Origin of the sequence: Rhodococcus sp. p52 (assembly GCF_000763325.2) — a bacterium.
GTDB classification, from domain to species: domain Bacteria; phylum Actinomycetota; class Actinomycetes; order Mycobacteriales; family Mycobacteriaceae; genus Rhodococcus; species Rhodococcus pyridinivorans.
This window is the reverse complement of sequence record NZ_CP016819.1, coordinates 4,841,668-4,859,976: the sequence shown is the minus strand read 5'-3', so window position 1 is coordinate 4,859,976 and position 18,309 is coordinate 4,841,668. Positions and strand designations below refer to the sequence as shown.

17 protein-coding genes are annotated in these 18,309 nt (G+C 68.2%); 11 read left to right on the top strand and 6 right to left on the bottom strand.

Translation table 11 applies throughout. The features are described from left to right. Positions 1–38: 38 nt before the first annotated feature. Both IM25_RS22595 and IM25_RS22590 read right to left on the bottom strand, forming a co-directional pair. Positions 39–245: a hypothetical protein gene (locus tag IM25_RS22595; RefSeq protein WP_065996439.1), complete on the bottom strand. Its 207-nt coding sequence runs from the start codon at positions 243–245 to the stop codon at positions 39–41. A gap of 38 nt (positions 246–283) precedes the next feature. Beyond that, positions 284–1,159, bottom strand: a complete 876-nt coding sequence (locus IM25_RS22590; RefSeq protein WP_052040023.1) for a tyrosine-type recombinase/integrase — start codon at positions 1,157–1,159, stop codon at positions 284–286. 370 nt (positions 1,160–1,529) lie between these two features. Between IM25_RS22590 and groES the strand changes: the two genes are divergently transcribed. Continuing rightward, complete coding sequence (gene groES, locus IM25_RS22585; protein WP_006550071.1) at positions 1,530–1,832, top strand: co-chaperone GroES; 303 nt, start codon at positions 1,530–1,532, stop codon at positions 1,830–1,832. Positions 1,833–1,919: 87 nt separating this feature from the next. Next, positions 1,920–3,530, top strand: coding sequence for a chaperonin GroEL (groL, locus tag IM25_RS22580; RefSeq protein ID WP_006550072.1), 1,611 nt, complete (start codon positions 1,920–1,922; stop codon positions 3,528–3,530). A gap of 259 nt (positions 3,531–3,789) precedes the next feature. Here the strand turns inward: groL and IM25_RS22575 are convergent, their stop codons facing one another. Then, a complete protein-coding gene (locus tag IM25_RS22575; RefSeq protein WP_006550073.1) occupies positions 3,790–4,083 on the bottom strand; it encodes a WhiB family transcriptional regulator in 294 nt (97 codons plus the stop codon). 525 nt (positions 4,084–4,608) lie between these two features. Between IM25_RS22575 and IM25_RS22570 the strand changes: the two genes are divergently transcribed. The 3 genes from IM25_RS22570 (at position 4,609) to IM25_RS22560 (ending at position 7,340) form a co-directional block, all read left to right on the top strand. Continuing rightward, positions 4,609–5,574: a hypothetical protein gene (locus IM25_RS22570; protein ID WP_065996438.1), complete on the top strand. Its 966-nt coding sequence runs from the start codon at positions 4,609–4,611 to the stop codon at positions 5,572–5,574. A 127-nt stretch (positions 5,575–5,701) separates the two neighbouring features. Next, positions 5,702–6,280 (top strand): sigma-70 family RNA polymerase sigma factor, encoded by a 579-nt coding sequence (locus tag IM25_RS22565; protein WP_019288580.1) that lies wholly within the window; start codon positions 5,702–5,704, stop codon positions 6,278–6,280. Further along, positions 6,273–7,340, top strand: coding sequence for an anti-sigma-D factor RsdA (locus tag IM25_RS22560; protein ID WP_033097049.1), 1,068 nt, complete (start codon positions 6,273–6,275; stop codon positions 7,338–7,340). Before IM25_RS22565 ends, IM25_RS22560 begins: the two co-directional genes overlap by 8 nt. Positions 7,341–7,435: 95 nt before the next feature. On the opposite strand, the gene IM25_RS22555 is transcribed toward IM25_RS22560, so the two are convergent. Continuing rightward, entirely contained in the window at positions 7,436–7,846 is a 411-nt protein-coding gene (locus tag IM25_RS22555; protein WP_006550077.1) for a DUF5319 domain-containing protein, read from the bottom strand. Positions 7,847–8,105: 259 nt separating this feature from the next. Here IM25_RS22555 and guaB point away from each other — a divergent pair, with 259 nt between their 5' ends. From guaB to guaA, 4 genes are all read left to right on the top strand, one after another. After that, positions 8,106–9,629, top strand: a complete 1,524-nt coding sequence (gene guaB, locus IM25_RS22550) for an IMP dehydrogenase (protein ID WP_033097050.1) — start codon at positions 8,106–8,108, stop codon at positions 9,627–9,629. A 71-nt stretch (positions 9,630–9,700) separates the two neighbouring features. After that, entirely contained in the window at positions 9,701–10,834 is a 1,134-nt protein-coding gene (locus tag IM25_RS22545; protein ID WP_033097051.1) for a GuaB3 family IMP dehydrogenase-related protein, read from the top strand. A gap of 182 nt (positions 10,835–11,016) precedes the next feature. Continuing rightward, entirely contained in the window at positions 11,017–12,741 is a 1,725-nt protein-coding gene (locus IM25_RS22540; protein ID WP_033097052.1) for a GMC oxidoreductase, read from the top strand. 67 nt (positions 12,742–12,808) lie between these two features. After that, positions 12,809–14,383: a glutamine-hydrolyzing GMP synthase gene (gene guaA, locus IM25_RS22535; RefSeq protein WP_065996437.1), complete on the top strand. Its 1,575-nt coding sequence runs from the start codon at positions 12,809–12,811 to the stop codon at positions 14,381–14,383. 77 nt (positions 14,384–14,460) lie between these two features. On the opposite strand, the gene IM25_RS22530 is transcribed toward guaA, so the two are convergent. Both IM25_RS22530 and IM25_RS22525 read right to left on the bottom strand, forming a co-directional pair. Continuing rightward, positions 14,461–14,694 (bottom strand): hypothetical protein, encoded by a 234-nt coding sequence (locus IM25_RS22530; RefSeq protein ID WP_006550082.1) that lies wholly within the window; start codon positions 14,692–14,694, stop codon positions 14,461–14,463. Beyond that, on the bottom strand, positions 14,687–16,180 hold the full coding sequence (locus tag IM25_RS22525; RefSeq protein ID WP_065996436.1) for a PspC domain-containing protein: 1,494 nt from the start codon (positions 16,178–16,180) through the stop codon (positions 14,687–14,689). The genes IM25_RS22530 and IM25_RS22525 overlap by 8 nt, the downstream gene beginning before the upstream one ends. 97 nt (positions 16,181–16,277) lie before the next feature. Here IM25_RS22525 and IM25_RS22520 point away from each other — a divergent pair, with 97 nt between their 5' ends. Continuing rightward, a complete protein-coding gene (locus tag IM25_RS22520; protein ID WP_065996435.1) occupies positions 16,278–17,600 on the top strand; it encodes an ATP-binding protein in 1,323 nt (440 codons plus the stop codon). Continuing rightward, on the top strand, positions 17,597–18,283 hold the full coding sequence (locus tag IM25_RS22515; protein ID WP_006550085.1) for a response regulator: 687 nt from the start codon (positions 17,597–17,599) through the stop codon (positions 18,281–18,283). The genes IM25_RS22520 and IM25_RS22515 overlap by 4 nt, the downstream gene beginning before the upstream one ends. Positions 18,284–18,309 lie beyond the last annotated feature (26 nt).

The window sequence follows — 18,309 nt, the reverse complement described above, 5'->3', positions numbered from 1 at the left end:
TGGCGGCTTCCCCTCCGCACTCGGACGAAGCGGAGTTGTTACCGGCTGGAGGGGATGACGTCGAGTTCCGCGGCGATGCGTGGCAGCTCCGTGTCGTCGATCAGCGGGATCAGGCGATATCGGTCCGCAGTCGTGCCGGCATCGATTGCCGCCTGCTCGAACTCCGTGATGTGTCGCCCGGATGCTTCGAGGACGTCGTTCGGGCGGGCGTCGAACATGACGGCGATCTGAATCAGTGTGTACATGCTGAGTCTCCAGTTCGTTGTACGAGATAGCGCCAGGGTCAGGACTCGGTCGGCGCGTGGGAGTGCTGCCGGCGGGTCATCATCTTCACGCCTTCGCCGAGGCGGTCGACGGATGCGGCGGCGTGCCGGGTGGCCTGGGAGAGGTAGATCGTGGTCGTCGCGAGGGAGGCGTGACCGAGTAGTGCCTGCACGTCTCGGACGTCCGCGCCGAGGTCGACGAGTCGCGCGGCGTAGCGATGCCGCAGGCAATGGAGCGTCCAGTCCATGCCGAGGGATGCGAAGTAGAGCGAGACGTGGCGGGAGAGCTGATCGGCTGGCCACGGCGTGCCGGACGGGCGCCGGAACAGCGGGCCGTTCGCGCGCATCAGCGGTCGCATTTCCTCGAGGACCATCGGTGGCACGCGCACGATGCGCTCGAATCCGCCCTTGCCGTGGACGAGTAGGAACGCCCCGCCGTCGTCGGCGAGCCGTACGTCGGCGCGGTTGACGGCGGCGACTTCGCCGGCGCGGAGTCCGCAGAACGCGGCGAGCAGTAGCCAGACGTAGAGCTGCCGGTCGTGCTGGGCGCAGAGCAGGGCGGTCTTGAGGTCGGCCTCGGTGATGGGCCGCGGCTGCCGGGTGCGGATGCGAGGATTGACCAATCCGCGTGATGGGTTGCTGTCGATCAGTTCGTGCTCGTAGGCCCAGTTGTAGAACGCCCGCGCGTGGTTGACGTAGGTGCTGATCGACGAGGGGGTCACGCGGAGGCTGGTTTGCCAGCGTTCGAGGTCTCGGTCGGTGGCCTCGAGGAGAGGCTTGCCGAGGTGCTCGTGGAGTCGCAACAGCAATCGCTCCCGGCTGCGGAGGGTGACCGGCCGCAGGTTACGGAGACGAAGGTGGGCGAGGTGCTGGCGAATGATCGGATCGGCTGTCATGGAGTGATCTTGACCAGAGCGTGACGGGGACACTAGAGGTCTCAATCGAGCGTTCCCGCAACGTTGCGACACCGTGGTGAAAACTTGACCGAAACAGGGTTTGACCTGCTCTTTCCCTGTCCAAGGCCGGTGTATTTCGGGCGAGAATTTTCAACCGTAACATGACGTCGGGTTCCACGCAGGTCGGCGTGTTTGCACCCGTTGCCCTTGAGCGCTGGCACTCTCGTGTATAGAGTGCTAGTGACACCGAGCGCCGGCCCGGCACCCGCGACGACGGGACGCGTGCGGAGTCACCGTGATGACTGAACACACCCGTGTCCGAGAACACCGGTTCTCGGACCCCATTACCCCTGAAAGTGGAGGGCTCATCGTGGCGAGCGTGAACATCAAGCCGCTCGAGGACAAGATCCTCGTCCAGGCCAACGAGGCCGAGACGACGACTGCCTCCGGCCTGGTCATCCCGGACACGGCGAAGGAGAAGCCCCAGGAGGGCACCGTCGTCGCCGTCGGACCCGGCCGCTGGGACGAAGATGGCGACAAGCGCATCCCGCTGGACGTCAAGGAAGGCGACGTCGTCATCTACAGCAAGTACGGCGGAACCGAGATCAAGTACGCCGGCGAGGAGTACCTGATCCTGTCTGCGCGCGACGTCCTGGCTGTCGTCGCCAAGTAGGCCGCTTGCATTCCGCCCCGGTGTCCCGTTTCGGACCCGGGGCGGAATACGTTGGGGAACATCCGAGTCCAGGAGTAGTCGCAGAACATGTCCAAGCAAATCGAGTTCAACGAGACCGCGCGGCGGGCTCTCGAGCGCGGTGTCGACCAGCTGGCCGACGCCGTCAAGGTGACGCTCGGCCCGCGTGGCCGGCACGTCGTGCTCGCCAAGGCCTTCGGTGGTCCCACCGTCACGAACGACGGTGTGAGCATCGCCCGTGAGATCGAGCTGGAGGATCCGTTCGAGAACCTCGGCGCCCAGCTCGTCAAGAGTGTCGCGACCAAGACCAACGATGTCGCGGGTGACGGCACCACCACCGCGACCGTTCTCGCCCAGGCGCTCGTCAAGGCCGGCCTGAAGAACGTTGCCGCAGGCGCCAATCCGATCGCGCTCGGTGCCGGTATCGCCCAGGGTGCGGACAAGGTGAGCGAGGCTCTGCTCGCTGCCGCCACTCCCGTCGAGGGCAAGACCGCCATCGCGCAGGTCGCCACCGTGTCCTCGCGCGACGAGGAGATCGGTGAGATGGTCGGCGAGGCGCTGACCCGCGTCGGGAAGAACGGTGTCGTCACCGTCGAGGAATCCTCCACCCTGAGCACCGAACTGGTCGTCACCGAGGGCGTGCAGTTCGACAAGGGCTTCCTGTCGCCCTACTTCATCACGGACATCGACGCGCAGGAAGCCGTCCTCGAGGACGCGCTCGTCCTGCTGTACCGCGAGAAGATCAGCTCGCTTCCCGACTTCCTCCCGCTCCTCGAGAAGATCGCAGAGTCCGGCAAGCCGGTCCTGATCATCGCCGAGGACATCGAGGGCGAGCCGCTGTCGACCCTGGTGGTCAACGCGATCCGCAAGACCCTCAAGGCCGTTGCCGTCAAGGCTCCGTACTTCGGTGATCGCCGGAAGGCCTTCCTCGAAGACCTCGCCGTTGTCACCGCGGGTACGGTCATCAACTCCGATCTGGGTCTGTCCCTCAAGGAGGCCGGACTCGACCTGCTCGGCTCGGCCCGCCGCGTCGTCGTCACGAAGGACAGCACCACGATCGTCGACGGTGCCGGTACCGCCGAGGACATCGAGGCGCGCGCCGCTCAGCTGCGTCGTGAGATCGAGGCCACCGAGTCCGACTGGGACCGCGAAAAGCTCGAAGAGCGCCTCGCGAAGCTCGCCGGTGGCGTCGCCGTCATCCGTGTGGGTGCGGCGACCGAAACGGACCTCAAGGAGCGCAAGTTCCGCGTCGAGGACGCAGTCAACGCCGCGAAGGCGGCCATCGAGGAGGGCATCGTCCCCGGTGGCGGGTCGGCTCTCGTACAGGCCGCACGCTCGCTCGAAGAGCTCCAGGCGTCCCTCTCCGGCGACGCCGCCACGGGCGTCGCCGCGCTGCGCACCGCGCTCACCGCGCCGCTGTACTGGATCGCCACGAACGCCGGCATCGACGGTGCGGTGGTCGTGAGCAAGGTCGAGGAGACGGGTAAGGGCTTCAACGCCGCGACCCTCTCCTACGGCGACCTCGTCGCCGAGGGCGTCGTCGACCCGGTGAAGGTGACGCGTTCCGCCGTCGTCAACGCCGCCTCGGTCGCACGCATGGTGCTCACCACCGAGAGCGCCGTCGTCGACAAGCCGGAGGAAGAGGCCGAGGCCGGGCACGGCCACGGTCACGCGCACTGAGCGACCGGTCAGGGCCGCGGACCCGCCGCCCGGCGGGTCCGTAGGTCGAGCCGGACGTGAAAGTCGTTCCGGACGGCACGAATACAGCGAGGCCCCGCAAGGAATGTTCGCATTCCCTGCGGGGCCTTCGTCGTATCGACGCAACTCCTCCAACCGGCCTCCCGGTCGTACCGTCACGGTCGTGTTGACATGATCACGACCGTGACGGTGTTGACATGGTCACGACCGTGACGGTGTCGTCACGGGGCGGGTGACCGCCTCACACAGCGACCTTCCGCCGTCGTTGCCTCGTGTACATCTCCCGCTCGGTCTCCGACATGCCGCCCCAGATGCCGTACGGCTCGGCGACGGCGAGGGCGTGGTCGCGGCAACGGGCCAGCACGGGGCAGGTGCGGCACAACTCCTTCGCGCGGTTCTCCCGCTGGGCGCGGGCACGACCGCGCTCTCCGTCGGGGTGGAAGAACACCGAGGAGTCCACACCACGACACTTACCGTGCATCTGCCAATCCCAGAGGTCCGCGTTGGGGCCGGGCAGTGTGTGTGGTGCGGGCATGTGGCACTCCTTTGCAGCAAGCTCGCGTGAATGGTGCGAGCGGACCGTGGACACATCGGGATTCCCGCTGTGATCCGAATCAAACAAACTCACCGTAGGATCTGTATCGATTCGTCGTCAATGTTTTCGATGAGTGGGATAGTCCATAACCGAACAGCCAAGATTTAACCGCGGAAATATTTACTTTCGTGAGGAGTCGTGCCTGTGCGCTGCGGGCGGGGGTGATCCGGGGTATCTTATGCTCCCGACGTGGGCAAAAGGTCCCTTACTCGCTGGTAACCCGGCCTTTCGGCGGCCGGATGCGGGCTCCGACGCGGCCTCGGAGGTCCGGGGCGGCACCATACATGCACCACGCATGTTTTAACTCGATGTTTAACAAAATGTTCGGAAATGTCTTCTGTGCGTCCCTGCGTTCCAATCATCGAGACTATTTGCGCTCACGGTGATAATTTCTCTCCGACAAATGCCCGGCGTCGGCCCGGAGCCCCGCGTATCGTCGGTATCCGCTGGTGCGATGATTCCGCGATGGCACATTCCGCCGCCCGCCGGCACACGGCACCGACACCGTCCGACCGCCACGCGATCCTGGTCGCCGCGGCCTTCGGCTCGTCCCGGGGGGCACATCCGCTCCCTGCCGCGCACGGACCCGAACAGAACTGGTTGCGGGCCGTCGCGCTCGGTGGGCAGGGACGTTACGCCGCCGCGCGGGCCGAGCTGGCCCGAGTGCGTGGAACCGGAGGAGTGTGGTCGTCGTTCGGAGCGAGCACCGAGGCCTCCCTTCTCCGTCAGTTGGGCGGACATCGCGCGGCCGCCGTCCTGGACGGACGTGCTCTCGCGGAGGCGGGGGCGCTGCGAACCAGCTCCGGGAACACTGTCGCTGCATGGCGCGACGTCGGCACTGTCGCCGCACGGCGCGACGTCGATGTTGTCGCTGCATGGTGTGACGCCGCCACGGGGTTGGCGGCCGATGCGCTCGGGCGGGGCCGTCTCGCGGTGTGCGGGTCGCTGCTCGACCGATGCGCAGCCGCTCTCGACGCTGCCGAATCGGAAGCGGGGGAGAAGGCCTTCGTGCGACAGCGGATCCGTCTCGCATGGGTCGGGGCCGAATCCGCTCTCGCGGCAGGCGACTTCACCCGTGCGCGCAGCCGGGCGGACCGCGCGGTGGAACTTGCGGACGGATTCGGATCGATCCGGCACTCCGTGAAGTCGGACCTCGTTCGGTCGGCCTCTTTGACCGGACTGCCCGACCATGGTCCGGCTATGGATCTGGCCGCCGACGTCCTCGCGCGCGCGGAGGAACACGAACTCATTCCGTTGCAATGGGCCGCGGCGATGCTCCTCGACGGGCTGGAGGCAGGGAGAGACGCGGGTCGCGTCCGTGATCTCGATGCGGGTCGCGTCCGTGATCTCGATGCGGGTCGCGTCCGTGACTTCTGCGCGACCGTGATCAGGGGGCGTGGGGGTCGCTTCGTGACCTTGTCTGCCTGCTGAGTTCCAGTCGCGCGCGGGGGGTGACCGGACCGGTCGGTCGTTGTAGTTACTCTGGGGGTGTTCCACGGTCAGGTGGAAGCCCGCCCGGGGGGTGGTGCCGTCTGTAACGCCAGGACTTGCGCAATCGATGACTGTTATGGGTGAGGAGTTGGACTCCGCGGTTGCTGCGGCTGCGCAAGGCGACCGGGCGGCTCTCGCTCAGGTTCTTGCAAGTGTCCGGCCCCTCGTCGTGCGGTACTGCCGCGCACGGGTCGGATCTGCAGAGCGCGGCCAGCTCTCTGCAGACGACGTTGCACAGGAGGTGTGCCTGGCCGTGATGACCGCTTTGCCGAGATATCAGGACCAAGGCCGCCCCTTCATGGCGTTCGTGTACGGGATCGCTGCTCACAAGGTCGCCGACGCGCACCGCAGTGCGGCGCGCAACCGCGCGGAACCCGTGGCGGATGTGCCGGAGGTGATGTCGCTCGACGACAGCCCCGAGGAATACGCGATCAACTCCGAGGCGGGCCGGCAGATGAAGCAGCTGCTGGGCATCCTCCCGGAGAAGCAGCGCGAGATCCTCATCCTCCGTCTCGTCATGGGATTGTCGGCCGAGGAGACGGCCGCAGCAGTGGGTAGTACTGCAGGAGCGATCAGGGTGGCCCAGCACCGGGCCATCGCGAGACTCAAGAAGGAAGTCACGAGAGCAGGTGAGCGGAATGGGTAGGGGGCGTTTCTCGGGCGACGGCTTCGACGACGAGTTTCCCGACGACGAAACCTCCGTGGACCTCGCCGCCGTGCGTCGTGACGACGCGCTGATCGATGCGATCTCCGGTAACGGGCTCGTCGAGACGAAGGACAACGAGGAGTACGAACTCGCCACTCTGCTCGCCGACTGGCGTGCAGAGATCCTCGCCGAACCGATGCCCGCCGGCCCCGACCTCGACGAAGTGGTCGCCGCCGTCCACCGGGAACTGGGAACACGGGAAACGCTCGCTCGGGCCCCGGAGGTCACCCCTCTGCGCCCGCGATCGAAGGGGCAACTCCGGTTGCTCCGTCCGCTCGCAGGTGCAGCAGCGCTCGTCGCTATCGCCGTCGGCAGCGCGACCGCCGTGTCCTACGGCGCCGAGCCCGGCGACCCGTTGTGGGGCGTCAAGCAGGTCGTGTTCAGTGAGCAGGCGCAATCCACCGAGGCCCGGATCGACACCACATCGACCCTGGAGCGTGCCGAACAACTCATCGCCGAGGGCAACACGGAGGAAGCACGCGAGTTGCTGACGTCCGCGGAGTCCCGTTCGGGCGACGTCCGGGACGCGGAGGAGCGCGATGCGCTCGGCGACTGGGTGCAACGCCTCGCCGAGGAACTCGGCCGGTTGGTGCCGCAGGTGCCTCCGCCGCCGGCAGCGCCGGTGGCACCCGAGGTGCCGGTGGTTCCCGGTGCCGTCGTGCCCCCGCCGGTCACGACGCCCGGCACGGATGGGCAGCAGCCTGCCCCGACGACCGGTGCGGAAACCGGCACGACCGTGCCGCCCACTTCCACGACGGTGGATCCGACCATCCTGCAAGCGCCGCCTCCGGTTTCGAACACCACGACGCCGTCGCAGACCGCGCCACCGCCCCCGTCGAGCACGCCGGGTCCGTCGGTGCCCAGCGAGGCTCCTCCGTCGACCTCGGCTTCTTCCCCGACTCCCGCTCCGACGACGACGGCATCGTCGCCGCGGTCGACGCAGGACGGACCGGGAGCAGATTTCGCTCCGGGGTCCGTGACCACTTCGGAAGGCGGCTAGAAGTACAGAACGACCCGGGCCCGGCAGCATGTGCTGCCGGGCCCGGGTCGTTCGTGGAAGTGACGTGATGCGTGGTCCGCGTGGGGAACAGTCGGTCAGGAATCCAGACCGTAGGGGTCGACGGGAAGAGCCTCGTTCATGGACGCGTCCGCGTAGCCGCGGCAGTAGTCCCAGGTGACGTAGGCGTCGGGGGACGGATCGAAGGCCGGCTCGTGCGGTCTGACGGTGCCGTCGACGAGCAGCTGCAGCAGGTTCGCCCGCAGCATGTCCCAGTCGTGGTAGTGGTCCTGGTGGCAATCCTCGCAGCACACCACGAGTCCGCGGACGCCGCGGGGAGCCAACAGCGCCTCGTAGACGGCCAGGTCTGCGAGGTCCTCTTCCACCGCGAGCCGCTCCGCAGGATCCAGGGGCTGGCCCGGCTCGATCGCGTCCAGTGCTGCGGACGGATCGTCGGGGTCTCCTGCGAACGGGTCCGGTGGGAGTCCGGGAGGCAACTGATCACGCACGACTCCACGGTACGCAGACCGAGGGGGTCTGCGCCAGCGGTCGCCAGGGGACACGCCGTGAAATCACACGGGGTGATGTGACGAACATCGGGGAACAGGGTGGGAGCCGAGCTTGTTCCCCGAACAGATAACATGAAGGGGTGCGTGCCGCTCTCCAACCGCCCGTCGGTGCGACGAGCGCGCACAGCCTTCATTCATTCCTGCTGTCGGACGGTTCTGCCGTCCGCTCCCATCGACTGTCACGGAGGGTCCGAACCGCATGAGTAGTACCGGAGGGCGCGTGCACACCGGCGGTGACGACCCGAACAAGGTCGCAATGCTGGGTCTGACCTTCGACGACGTGCTGCTGCTTCCCGCGGCTTCCGACGTCGTCCCGAGTCAGGTCGACACGTCGAGTCAGCTCACCCGCGAGATCCGCCTGCGGATCCCGCTGGTCAGCTCCGCGATGGACACCGTCACCGAGTCCCGCATGGCCATCGCGATGGCCCGGGCCGGTGGTATGGGCGTGCTGCACCGCAACATGCCCACCGAGGTGCAGGCCGCGCAGGTCGAGACCGTCAAGCGGTCGGAGGCCGGCATGGTCACCGATCCCGTCACCTGCAAGCCGACCGACACGCTGGCCGAGGTCGACGCGAAGTGCGCGCGATTCCGCATCTCGGGTCTGCCGGTCACCGACGACGAGGGTCAGCTCGTCGGCATCATCACCAACCGCGACATGCGCTTCGAGGTCGACCAGAACCGCCCGGTCGCCGAGGTCATGACAAAGGCTCCGCTGGTCACGGCCCGCGAAGGCGTCACCGCTGAGGCCGCGCTCGGTCTCCTGCGTCGCCACAAGATCGAGAAGCTGCCGATCGTCGACGGTCAGGGCAAGCTCACCGGCCTGATCACCGTCAAGGACTTCGTCAAGACCGAGCAGCACCCCAACGCCACGAAGGACCGCGACGGCCGTCTGCTCGTCGGTGCCGCCGTGGGCGTCGGCGACGACTCCTGGACCCGCGCCATGACGCTGGTCGATGCCGGAGCCGACGTTCTCGTCGTCGACAGCGCCCACGGCCACTCGGCCAACGTGCTGTCGATGATCTCGAAGCTCAAGAGCGAGGTCGGCGACCGCGTGCAGATCATCGGCGGCAACGTCGCGACCCGCGAGGGCACCGAGGCGCTCATCAACGCCGGCGTCGACGCGGTCAAGGTCGGTATCGGCCCCGGCTCGATCTGCACCACGCGTGTCGTCGCGGGTGTCGGCGCGCCGCAGATCACGGCGATCCTCGAGGCGTCCACGGTGGCGCGCGCCCACGGCGTGCCGGTCATCGCCGACGGCGGTATGCAGTTCTCCGGCGACGTCGCCAAGGCTCTGGCAGCCGGTGCGTCCACCGCGATGCTCGGTTCGCTGCTCGCCGGCACCACGGAGTCCCCGGGTGAGCTGATCCTGGTGAACGGCAAGCAGTTCAAGAGCTACCGCGGCATGGGCTCGCTGGGCGCGATGCAGAGCCGCGGCGAGGCCAAGTCGTACTCGAAGGACCGCTACTTCCAGGACGACGTGCTCTCCGAGGACAAGCTCGTGCCCGAGGGCATCGAGGGACGCGTGCCGTTCCGCGGCCCGCTGCAGCAGGTCACGCACCAGCTCATCGGTGGCCTGCGCGCAGCGATGGGTTACGCCGGCGCGACGACGATCGAGCAACTGCAGGAGGCGCAGTTCGTGCAGATCACCGCCGCCGGCCTCAAGGAGAGCCACCCGCACGACATCACGATCACTGCCGAGGCGCCGAACTACGTGGTCCGGTAGTTTTCGCGTTCGCAGCAGGGTCCCGTTCCGATTAGGACGGGAGCATCGTCCAAGAGGAGAAAGGGGCGCGCGTGCGCGACCTCGTTGAAATCGGCATGGGTCGCACGGCCCGACGTACGTACGAGCTGGGCGACGTCGACATCGTCCCGTCGCGCCGGACGCGGTCGTCGAAGGAGGTGTCGACGGCCTGGCAGATCGACGCCTACCGTTTCGACATCCCGGTGCTGGCGCACCCCACCGACGCGCTGGTGTCGCCCGCCTTCGCGATCGAGCTGGGCAAGGCCGGCGGTCTCGGTGTCATCAACGGCGAGGGCCTGTGGGGTCGTCATGCCGATGTCGACGCCGTCGTCACCCGTCTCGCGGAGATCGCGAGCACGGATCCGCGCGCAGCCGTCCGTTACCTGCAGGAACTGCACACGGCTCCGCTGCAGGGCGATCTGCTGGCCGCGGCCGTCGCACAGGTGCGGGATGCCGGGGTGACCACCGCGGTCCGCGTCAGCCCGCAGAATGCGCGCGCTCTCACGCCCGAGCTCGTGAAGGCGGGCATCGATCTCCTCGTCGTCCAGGGCACCATCATCTCGGCCGAGCATGTGGCCCACGGTGAGGACGAGCCGCTGAACCTCAAGACGTTCATCTCGGAGCTCGACGTGCCGGTCATCGCCGGCGGTGTCAGCGACCACCGCACCGCGCTGCATCTGATGCGCACGGGTGCGGCCGGTGTCATCGTCGGCTTCGGCTCCACGAAGCAGGCGACCACCACGTCCTCCTCGCTCGGTATCGGCATCCCGATGGCCACGGCCATCGCCGACGCCGCTGCGGCCCGGCGCGACTACCTCGACGAGACCGGGGGCCGTTATGTCCACGTGCTCGCCGACGGCGACATCGAGAACGCCGGCGACCTCGCGAAGGCGATCGCGTGCGGCGCCGACGCGGTGGTGCTCGGCGCGCCCCTGGCTCTCGCCGAGGAGGCCGCGGGTAAGGGCTGGTACTGGCCGTCCGTGGCCGGGCATCCGTCGATGCCGCGCGGCGCTGCGGTCCGGGTCGCCGAGGACGGGCGACCGGGCCTCGGTCGGGTGCTGTTCGGCCCGTCCGATGACCCCTCCGGTTCGCTCAATCTTGTGGGCGGCCTGCGTCGATCGATGGCGAAGGCCGGATACTCCGATCTGAAGGAATTCCAGAAGGTCGGTCTGTCGGTCCGCGGATAAGGATCTTCCCGGTACATCCCGATGGCCGGTCACAGCGTCGCAGGACGCGGTGACCGGCCATCGATTTTTCTCGCACTTCGTTTTCGTGCAACTTCACGTAACGGGTAGAGTCGGGGCTGTGCCTGTAGTCACACCGCCGAAGTGCATACTTGCCGGTAACAACTCTCGCCGCTGGAGGTTCCATGGGTAAGCAACGGGTCACGGACTACGACGTCCTGATCGTCGGATCGGGTTTCGGTGGGAGCGTCACGGCGTTGCGCCTCGTGGAGAAGGGCTACAAGGTCGGCGTTCTCGAGGCCGGTCGCCGCTACGCCGACGCCGACTTCGCGAAGACCAGCTGGGACCTGCGCCGCTTCCTCTGGGCGCCCAAGCTCGGCTGCTTCGGCATTCAGCGCGTGCACCTGCTGCGCGACTGCCTGATCCTCGCCGGTGCCGGCGTGGGCGGCGGGTCGCTGAACTACGCGAACACCCTGTACAAGCCTCCGGCGCCGTTCTTCGAGGACCGCCAGTGGGCGCACATCACCGACTGGCAGGACGAACTGAGCCCGTACTACGACCAGGCGAAGCGGATGCTCGGCGTGGTGCAGTACGGCCGGATGACCGACGCCGACAAGGTGATCAAGTCGGTGGCCGACGACATGGGCGTCGGCGAGACCTTCATCCAGACGCCCGTGGGCGTGTTCTTCGGCGAACCCGGCCGCACGGTCGCCGATCCCTACTTCGGTGGCGTGGGTCCCGACCGCACCGGCTGCATCGAGTGCGGTGAGTGCATGACGGGATGCCGCCACGGTGCCAAGAACACCCTCGTGAAGAACTATCTGGGTCTCGCCGAGCGGGCGGGAGCCGAGATCGTCCCGCTGACCACCGTCACCGATCTCCGTCAGGCCGCCGACGGCACCTGGGACGTGATCACCGAACGCACCGGCGCGTGGGTCCGCAAGCGGCGGCGCACCTACTCGGCCGCGCACGTCGTCCTTGCCGCCGGAACGTGGGGCACGCAGCACCTGCTGCACCACCTCAAGGACACCGGTGCGCTGCCCGAACTGTCCGACAAGGTCGGCGAACTGACCCGCACCAACTCCGAATCGATCGTCGGCGCCGGGAAGATGCGGATCGATCCCGGTCTGAAGCTCACCGAGGGCGTCGCGATCACGTCGTCGTTCCACCCCACCCCCGACACGCACATCGAACCCGTGCGGTACGGCAAGGGATCGAACGCGATGGGCTTGCTGCAGACCCTCATGACCGACGGCGACGGACGCACCCCGCGCTGGGTGAAGTTCCTCGGGCAGGTCGTGCGGAACCCCGTGAAGATGCTGCGGATGCTCTCGGTGCACCGGTGGAGCGAGCGCACCATCATCGCGCTGGTGATGCAGAACCTCGACAACTCCATCACCACCTACACGACCAAGGGTGTGTTGGGCCGCCGCAAGGTCACGAGCAAACAGGGCCACGGGCAGCCGAATCCCACCTGGATCCCGGCCGGCAACGAGGCCACGCGCCGCATCGCCGAGAAGATCGACGGTGTCGCGGGCGGCACGTGGGGTGAGATCTTCAACATTCCGCTCACCGCACACTTCCTCGGTGGCGCCGTGATCGGATCCGATCGCGACCACGGGGTCATCGATCCGTACCACCGCGTCCACGGCTACCCGACGCTGAGCGTCGTCGACGGCGCCGCGGTCTCCGCGAACCTCGGTGTGAACCCCTCGCTCACCATCGCGGCGCAGGCTGAACGCGCTGCGTCGTTGTGGCCCAACAAGGGTGAGGACGACCAGCGTCCCGAGCAGGGACAGCCCTACCGTCGTATCGCGCCGATCGAACCGAAGAACCCCGTGGTGCCCGTCGACGCACCTGGTGCGTTGCGACTGCCGGTCGTCGAGGTCAAGCACAGCGGCGTCGCGTAGCGACCCGGAAGTGATCGGATGAGCGGCCGCGTCGGGAACACCCGGCGCGGCCGCTTAGACTGTTCGGGTGTCGTCGCAAAGCCAGCAGTCCAGACCGGTCGTCGTCGTCGATTTCGGAGCTCAGTACGCGCAGCTGATCGCTCGGCGCGTTCGTGAGGCCAACGTCTACTCGGAGGTCGTGCCCCACACGGCCGGTGTCGAGGAGATCGCGGCGAAGAACCCGCGCGCGGTGGTGCTGTCCGGTGGCCCCGCCAGCGTGTACGAGGAGGGCGCACCGCGTCTCGATCCCACGCTGTTCGATCTCGACGTCCCCGTCTTCGGCATCTGCTACGGCTTCCAGGCGATGGCGCAGGCGCTCGGCGGCACGGTCGCGCACACCGGCTCGCGCGAGGACGGCCGCACCGAGCTGTCGGTCTCCGGAGGTGTGCTGCACGACGGTCTGCCCGAGACGCAGCCCGTCTGGATGAGCCACGGCGACGGCGTCACCGAGGCCCCCGAGGGCTTCGAGGTCACGGCGACCAGCGCCGGTGCCCCGGTCGCGGCGTTCGAGGACCGCGCCCGTCGCCTCGCCGGTGTCCAGTACCACCCCGAGGTGCTGCACTCGCCCCACGGCCAGCAGGTGCTGAGCCGGTTCCTGCACGACATCGCCGGAATTCCGGGCGACTGGACTGCAGCGAACATCGCCGACGCGCTCGTCGAGCAGGTCCGCGAGCAGATCGGCGACGGTCGTGCCATCTGCGGCCTGTCCGGCGGCGTCGACTCCGCCGTGGCGGCCGCGCTGGTGCAGCGCGCCATCGGCGACCGCCTGACCTGTGTGTTCGTCGACCACGGCCTCATGCGCGAGGGTGAACGGCAGCAGGTCGAGAAGGACTTCGTCGCCGCGACGGGTGCCCGTCTGGTCACCGTCGACGCGTCCGAGACCTTCCTGCGCGAGCTCGCCGGCGTCACCGACCCCGAGACCAAGCGCAAGATCATCGGCCGCGAGTTCATCCGTTCCTTCGAGGGCGCGGTCTCCGAGGTGCTCGGCGAGGGTGCCGACAAGGGCGAGACCGTGAAGTTCCTCGTGCAGGGCACCCTGTACCCGGACGTCGTGGAGTCCGGCGGCGGTTCCGGCACCGCGAACATCAAGAGCCACCACAACGTCGGTGGACTTCCCGAGGACCTCGAGTTCGAGCTCGTCGAGCCGCTGCGCCTGCTGTTCAAGGACGAGGTGCGCGCGGTCGGACGTCAGCTCGGTCTGCCCGAGGAGATCGTCGGCCCCCAGCCGTTCCCCGGCCCCGGCCTCGGCATCCGCATCATCGGTGAGGTCACCCGCGAACGCCTCGAGATCCTGCGCCGCGCCGACTCGATCGCCCGCGAGGAACTCACCTCCGCCGGCCTCGACGGACAGATCTGGCAGTGCCCGGTCGTGCTGCTCGCCGACGTCCGCAGCGTGGGCGTGCAGGGCGACGGCCGCACCTACGGACACCCGATCGTGCTGCGTCCGGTCTCCAGCGAGGACGCGATGACCGCCGACTGGACGCGCCTGCCCTACGAGACCCTCGAGCGGATCTCCACTCGTATCACCAACGAGGTGGCGGAGGTCAACCGAGTGGTGCTCGACGTGACGAGCAAGCCCCCGGGAACGATCGAGTGGGAGTGATTTCCGCTCGCCGTAAGCGGTGAGACGACGTCCCCCGGACCGATCAGATCCGGGGGACGTCGCGTAGGTGGGGGTGGTTATCTCCGGCGGTTGGGGAGGAAGACCAGCACCGCTCCGATCAGCAGGGCCGCGCCTACCAGGACCCATCCGAGGTCGACGGCGGCGAGGAACTCGACGGAGAACGGCCCGATCATGGCCCATCCGCTCACGACCAGCGCTGCCAGTGCGGCGAGCAGGAGCAGGAGCGACGGTCCCTTGCGGGTGCGCTCGGTCCGATCCTCGGTGTGTGTTCCGGTTTCGTGATCAGCCACGACGCACCTCCAGAGATCCGAATTCCATGTTCGCGTTCAGGTCCAGGACCGGCCCGTCGTCGACTCCGTCGGCACCACCGTCGATGCCGGGGGCGGGGCATCCCCTGATCTCACCGGGACCGACCGTGCAGTCGGCGCGGACGTCCAGGTTCTCCGGCAACAGCACCTCGACGCTGCCGAACCGGCCGTCGACCTGCACCGTGCGGTCCTCGGTGAGTTCGAGTCCCCGCAGATCGAGGGTCATCGCCCCGAACTGGAAGCTGTATTCGGACTCGAGCTGATCGGTACTGGTCGGAGCCCAGGTCCGGTCGCCCCAGTTGGAGGTGTCGACCGGGCCGGCGATCGAGGCGAGGACGACGAATCCGAGGAGGGGGCCGGTGACGACGAGCAGTCCGTGCCCGCGGTGCAGGAACGCGCCGATCAGCAGGCCCAGACCGACGACCGCGAGGGCCGCGGCACCCACCCGGGCGGGGGTCACCCAGGCCAGGTCGGCGGCGGCACCGAGCGCGCCGGTCACCGCAGCGGCGATCACGGCCAGTCCGAGAACCGTCGTGGTCAGGCGCGAGCGTCGATTCGTGACGATCGCAGGTTCGTGCTTCGGTGCCGGTTCGGGCAGATCCCATGCGAACGGGGCGACCCCGAGGGGATCCCATGCCGGCGGTGCCGAACGGTGGGGGGAGAGCGCGTCGACATCCGGGAGCGGAAGGTCGGTGTCCTTGCGGTCGGTGTCCTTGCGTAGGTCGGGCATCGGGGACGTCTTCCTCTCAGTCGTCTCGGTGGGCGCTGTGGAATCGGTGCCCGAAGCAGGGGTGTCCGAGGCGTCGGTGGTGCTCAGGACCTCCGTCGCGTCGGTGGTCTGCGCAGGCGGGGGTGCCGCTGTGCTGGTTGTTTTTGTGCCGGCTGCCTCTCCGCCCGGTGTCGTCGTGGCCGCCGGACCCGCCTGCATGTGCCATGCACCGGTGTGTGCGCCCCACGGGGAGCAGTACGCGTTCGTCACCGGAGGCTGAGGAAAGGCCGCCTGGGTGGGGAAGGAGGTTCCCTCGGGCGCCGGCAGCACCGGCGGTTCGGGACGCCGCTGATAGAGCAGCCACCAACCGCCGAGCAGCAGGAGCGTTCCGATGAATCCGGAACCGCCCGAACCCGCACCCACCGGACCGATGGCACCCGCCGCGATCGCCAGGGCCACGAGGAGTACGACGACCTTGGTGGTCGAGTCCGAGCTCGCACCCCGCCCGACGAGCGATTCGAGCGAGGATACCTGGTCGCCGTGACGGGGGAACATCAGCCAGGCGGCCAGATAGAGGACGAGACCGCCACCGCCGAACAGCGCCGACGCGACGAAGACGACACGGATCAGCACGGGATCGACGCCGTAGCGCACTCCGATACCCGAGCACACACCCGCGATGTGCCCCTCCTTCGGCAGACGCACGGGGCGGGTCCGCCACATGTCCGCCACCTGGTCCTGAAAGCTCCTCGTGTCCATGGCACCCATCCTGCTGGGCTTCCGCGCGCGGCACATCAGGGACCAACCCTGATTTCCGAGGGCCCGATCGGAACCCGGACATCAGGGTTCGTCCCCGATGCCGGGCCGGCGATCTCCGTGCCAGTATCGAGGTGTGCAACCGGTACCTGGATTCCCCGTGACCGTTCCCCGCCTCGAACGACGGGTGGGCGGTCGCATCGTGGGCGGTGTGGCCGGCGGTATCGCCGACCATCTCGGCATCGACGCCACCAAGGTGCGGGTCGCGTTCACAGTGCTCGCCGCCCTCGGCGGGTTCGGGATCGCGGCCTACGGCTTGCTGTGGATGTTCGTGCCCCCGGGCTCCGACACCGATCGCCCCACCGGCCCCGAACGGCGCCGAGCCATCGGCCTCGCCTTCATGGGTATCGGCCTGGCGGTGGGTCTTTCGTGGCTGTTCAGTGGTGGTGCCGCCGGGGTGGTGCTGCCGATCGTCGTGGTGGTCGTCGGTGCGGCGCTCGTATGGCGTGAATTCGACGTCGAAGGCCCCCGATCGGTACTCGGTCTGCCCGCACATCCGACGGTCCTCACATGGGCCCGCGTACTCGGCGGCCTGACCCTCGTCGTCACCGGACTCGGAGTGATGGTCATCGCGCAGGTCGACGTCGCGGCGCTGCGCTCGTCGCTGGTCGCCGTGGTGGTCACGCTGGTTGGTGCCGCCCTGCTGTCGGTGCCGCTGTGGATCCGGATGTGGCGTGCCCTCGAGACCGAGCGTGCCGCCCGGGTGCGCAACGAGGAGCGCGAGGAGATCGCGTCGCACCTGCACGACTCGGTACTCCAGACCCTCGCGCTCATCCAGAAGCAGGCCGGCGACCAGCAAGAGGTCGTGCGACTGGCGCGCAGCCAGGAACGCGAACTGCGCCGCTGGCTGTTCGGTGGGGACGAGACGCCGAGCACCTCGCTCGCCGAGACGCTGCGCACCATCGCCGGTGAGGTGGAGGACCAGTACGGTCTGTCCGTTCAACCCGTCATCGTCGGTGACGTCGCGCCGGATGACAGCGATCTGACCCCCGAGGCCGCGACCGCCGTGCTCGGCGCGACCCGCGAGGCTCTCGTCAACGCCGCCAAGCACGCCGGGGTGGACAGCGTCGACCTCTTCGCGGAGGTGGAACCGCATCAGGTGAGCGTGTTCGTGCGCGATCGCGGCGTCGGATTCGATCCCGACGAGGTGCCGGCCGATCGGCAGGGTCTGGCCAAGTCGATCCGGGCGCGCATCGAACGTCGCGGCGGCCGGACGGTCGTGAAGTCGAGTCCCGGAAAGGGAACCGAGGTGCGCATCCATGCACCGCGCGCCGGCCGGACGGAGACCGAACGCGAACAGGACACCGAGTCGACCTTAGAGTGGGGGGTGAACGACCCCCACCCCGAGGAGCAGACACAGTGACTTCGATTCCGGCGACATCGTCCGATGCCACCGAGAACAACCGTCCCTATCGTGTCTTCCTGGTGGACGACCATGCGGTCTTCCGCTCCGGAGTGCGCGCCGAACTGGGGCGCGAGGCCGACATGGAGATCGTCGGCGAGGCCGGGGGAGTCGCCGAGGCCGTCGCCGGGATCGAGGCGACCAAGCCGGATGTCGTGCTCCTCGACGTCCACATGCCCGACGGCGGCGGCGTCGCCGTCCTCCAGCGGATCCCGGACGGGCCGGTCTGCCTGGCGCTCAGCGTGTCCGACGCAGCCGAGGACGTCATTGCCGTCATCCGCGCCGGCGCCCGCGGGTACGTGACGAAGACGATTTCCGGTCCGGATCTGGCCGACGCCGTCCGGCGGGTCGCAGGGGGAGACGCCGTGTTCAGTCCGCGTCTGGCCGGTTTCGTGCTCGACTCGTTCACCGGCCGGTCGGCCGCGCCGGAACCGCCCCTCGATCCCGAGCTCGACTCGCTGACGCCGCGGGAACTCGAGGTGCTGCGCCTGCTCGCTCGCGGCTACACCTACCGTGAGATCGCCGAGGAACTCGTGATCTCGGTGAAGACCGTCGAGACGCACGCGTCGAACGTGTTGCGCAAGACGCAGCAGTCGAACCGCAACGCGCTGACCCGTTGGGCACACCGCCGCCGCATCGACTGAGCGTGACCGGTGCTCGTCGTGCCGAT

Excerpts from the sequence above, each read along its gene's own strand:
- IM25_RS22595 (WP_065996439.1), bottom strand. The coding sequence starts at position 245 with ATGTACACACTGATTCAGATCGCCGTCATGTTCGACGCCCGCCCGAAC.
- IM25_RS22590 (WP_052040023.1), bottom strand. The coding sequence starts at position 1,159 with ATGACAGCCGATCCGATCATTCGCCAGCACCTCGCCCACCTTCGTCTC.
- groL (WP_006550072.1), top strand. The coding sequence starts at position 1,920 with ATGTCCAAGCAAATCGAGTTCAACGAGACCGCGCGGCGGGCTCTCGAG.
- IM25_RS22575 (WP_006550073.1), bottom strand. The coding sequence starts at position 4,083 with ATGCCCGCACCACACACACTGCCCGGCCCCAACGCGGACCTCTGGGAT.
- IM25_RS22570 (WP_065996438.1), top strand. The coding sequence starts at position 4,609 with ATGGCACATTCCGCCGCCCGCCGGCACACGGCACCGACACCGTCCGAC.
- IM25_RS22565 (WP_019288580.1), top strand. The coding sequence starts at position 5,702 with ATGACTGTTATGGGTGAGGAGTTGGACTCCGCGGTTGCTGCGGCTGCG.
- IM25_RS22560 (WP_033097049.1), top strand. The coding sequence starts at position 6,273 with ATGGGTAGGGGGCGTTTCTCGGGCGACGGCTTCGACGACGAGTTTCCC.
- guaB (WP_033097050.1), top strand. The coding sequence starts at position 8,106 with ATGAGTAGTACCGGAGGGCGCGTGCACACCGGCGGTGACGACCCGAAC.
- IM25_RS22540 (WP_033097052.1), top strand. The coding sequence starts at position 11,017 with ATGGGTAAGCAACGGGTCACGGACTACGACGTCCTGATCGTCGGATCG.
- IM25_RS22525 (WP_065996436.1), bottom strand. The coding sequence starts at position 16,180 with ATGGACACGAGGAGCTTTCAGGACCAGGTGGCGGACATGTGGCGGACC.
- IM25_RS22520 (WP_065996435.1), top strand. The coding sequence starts at position 16,278 with ATGCCGGGCCGGCGATCTCCGTGCCAGTATCGAGGTGTGCAACCGGTA.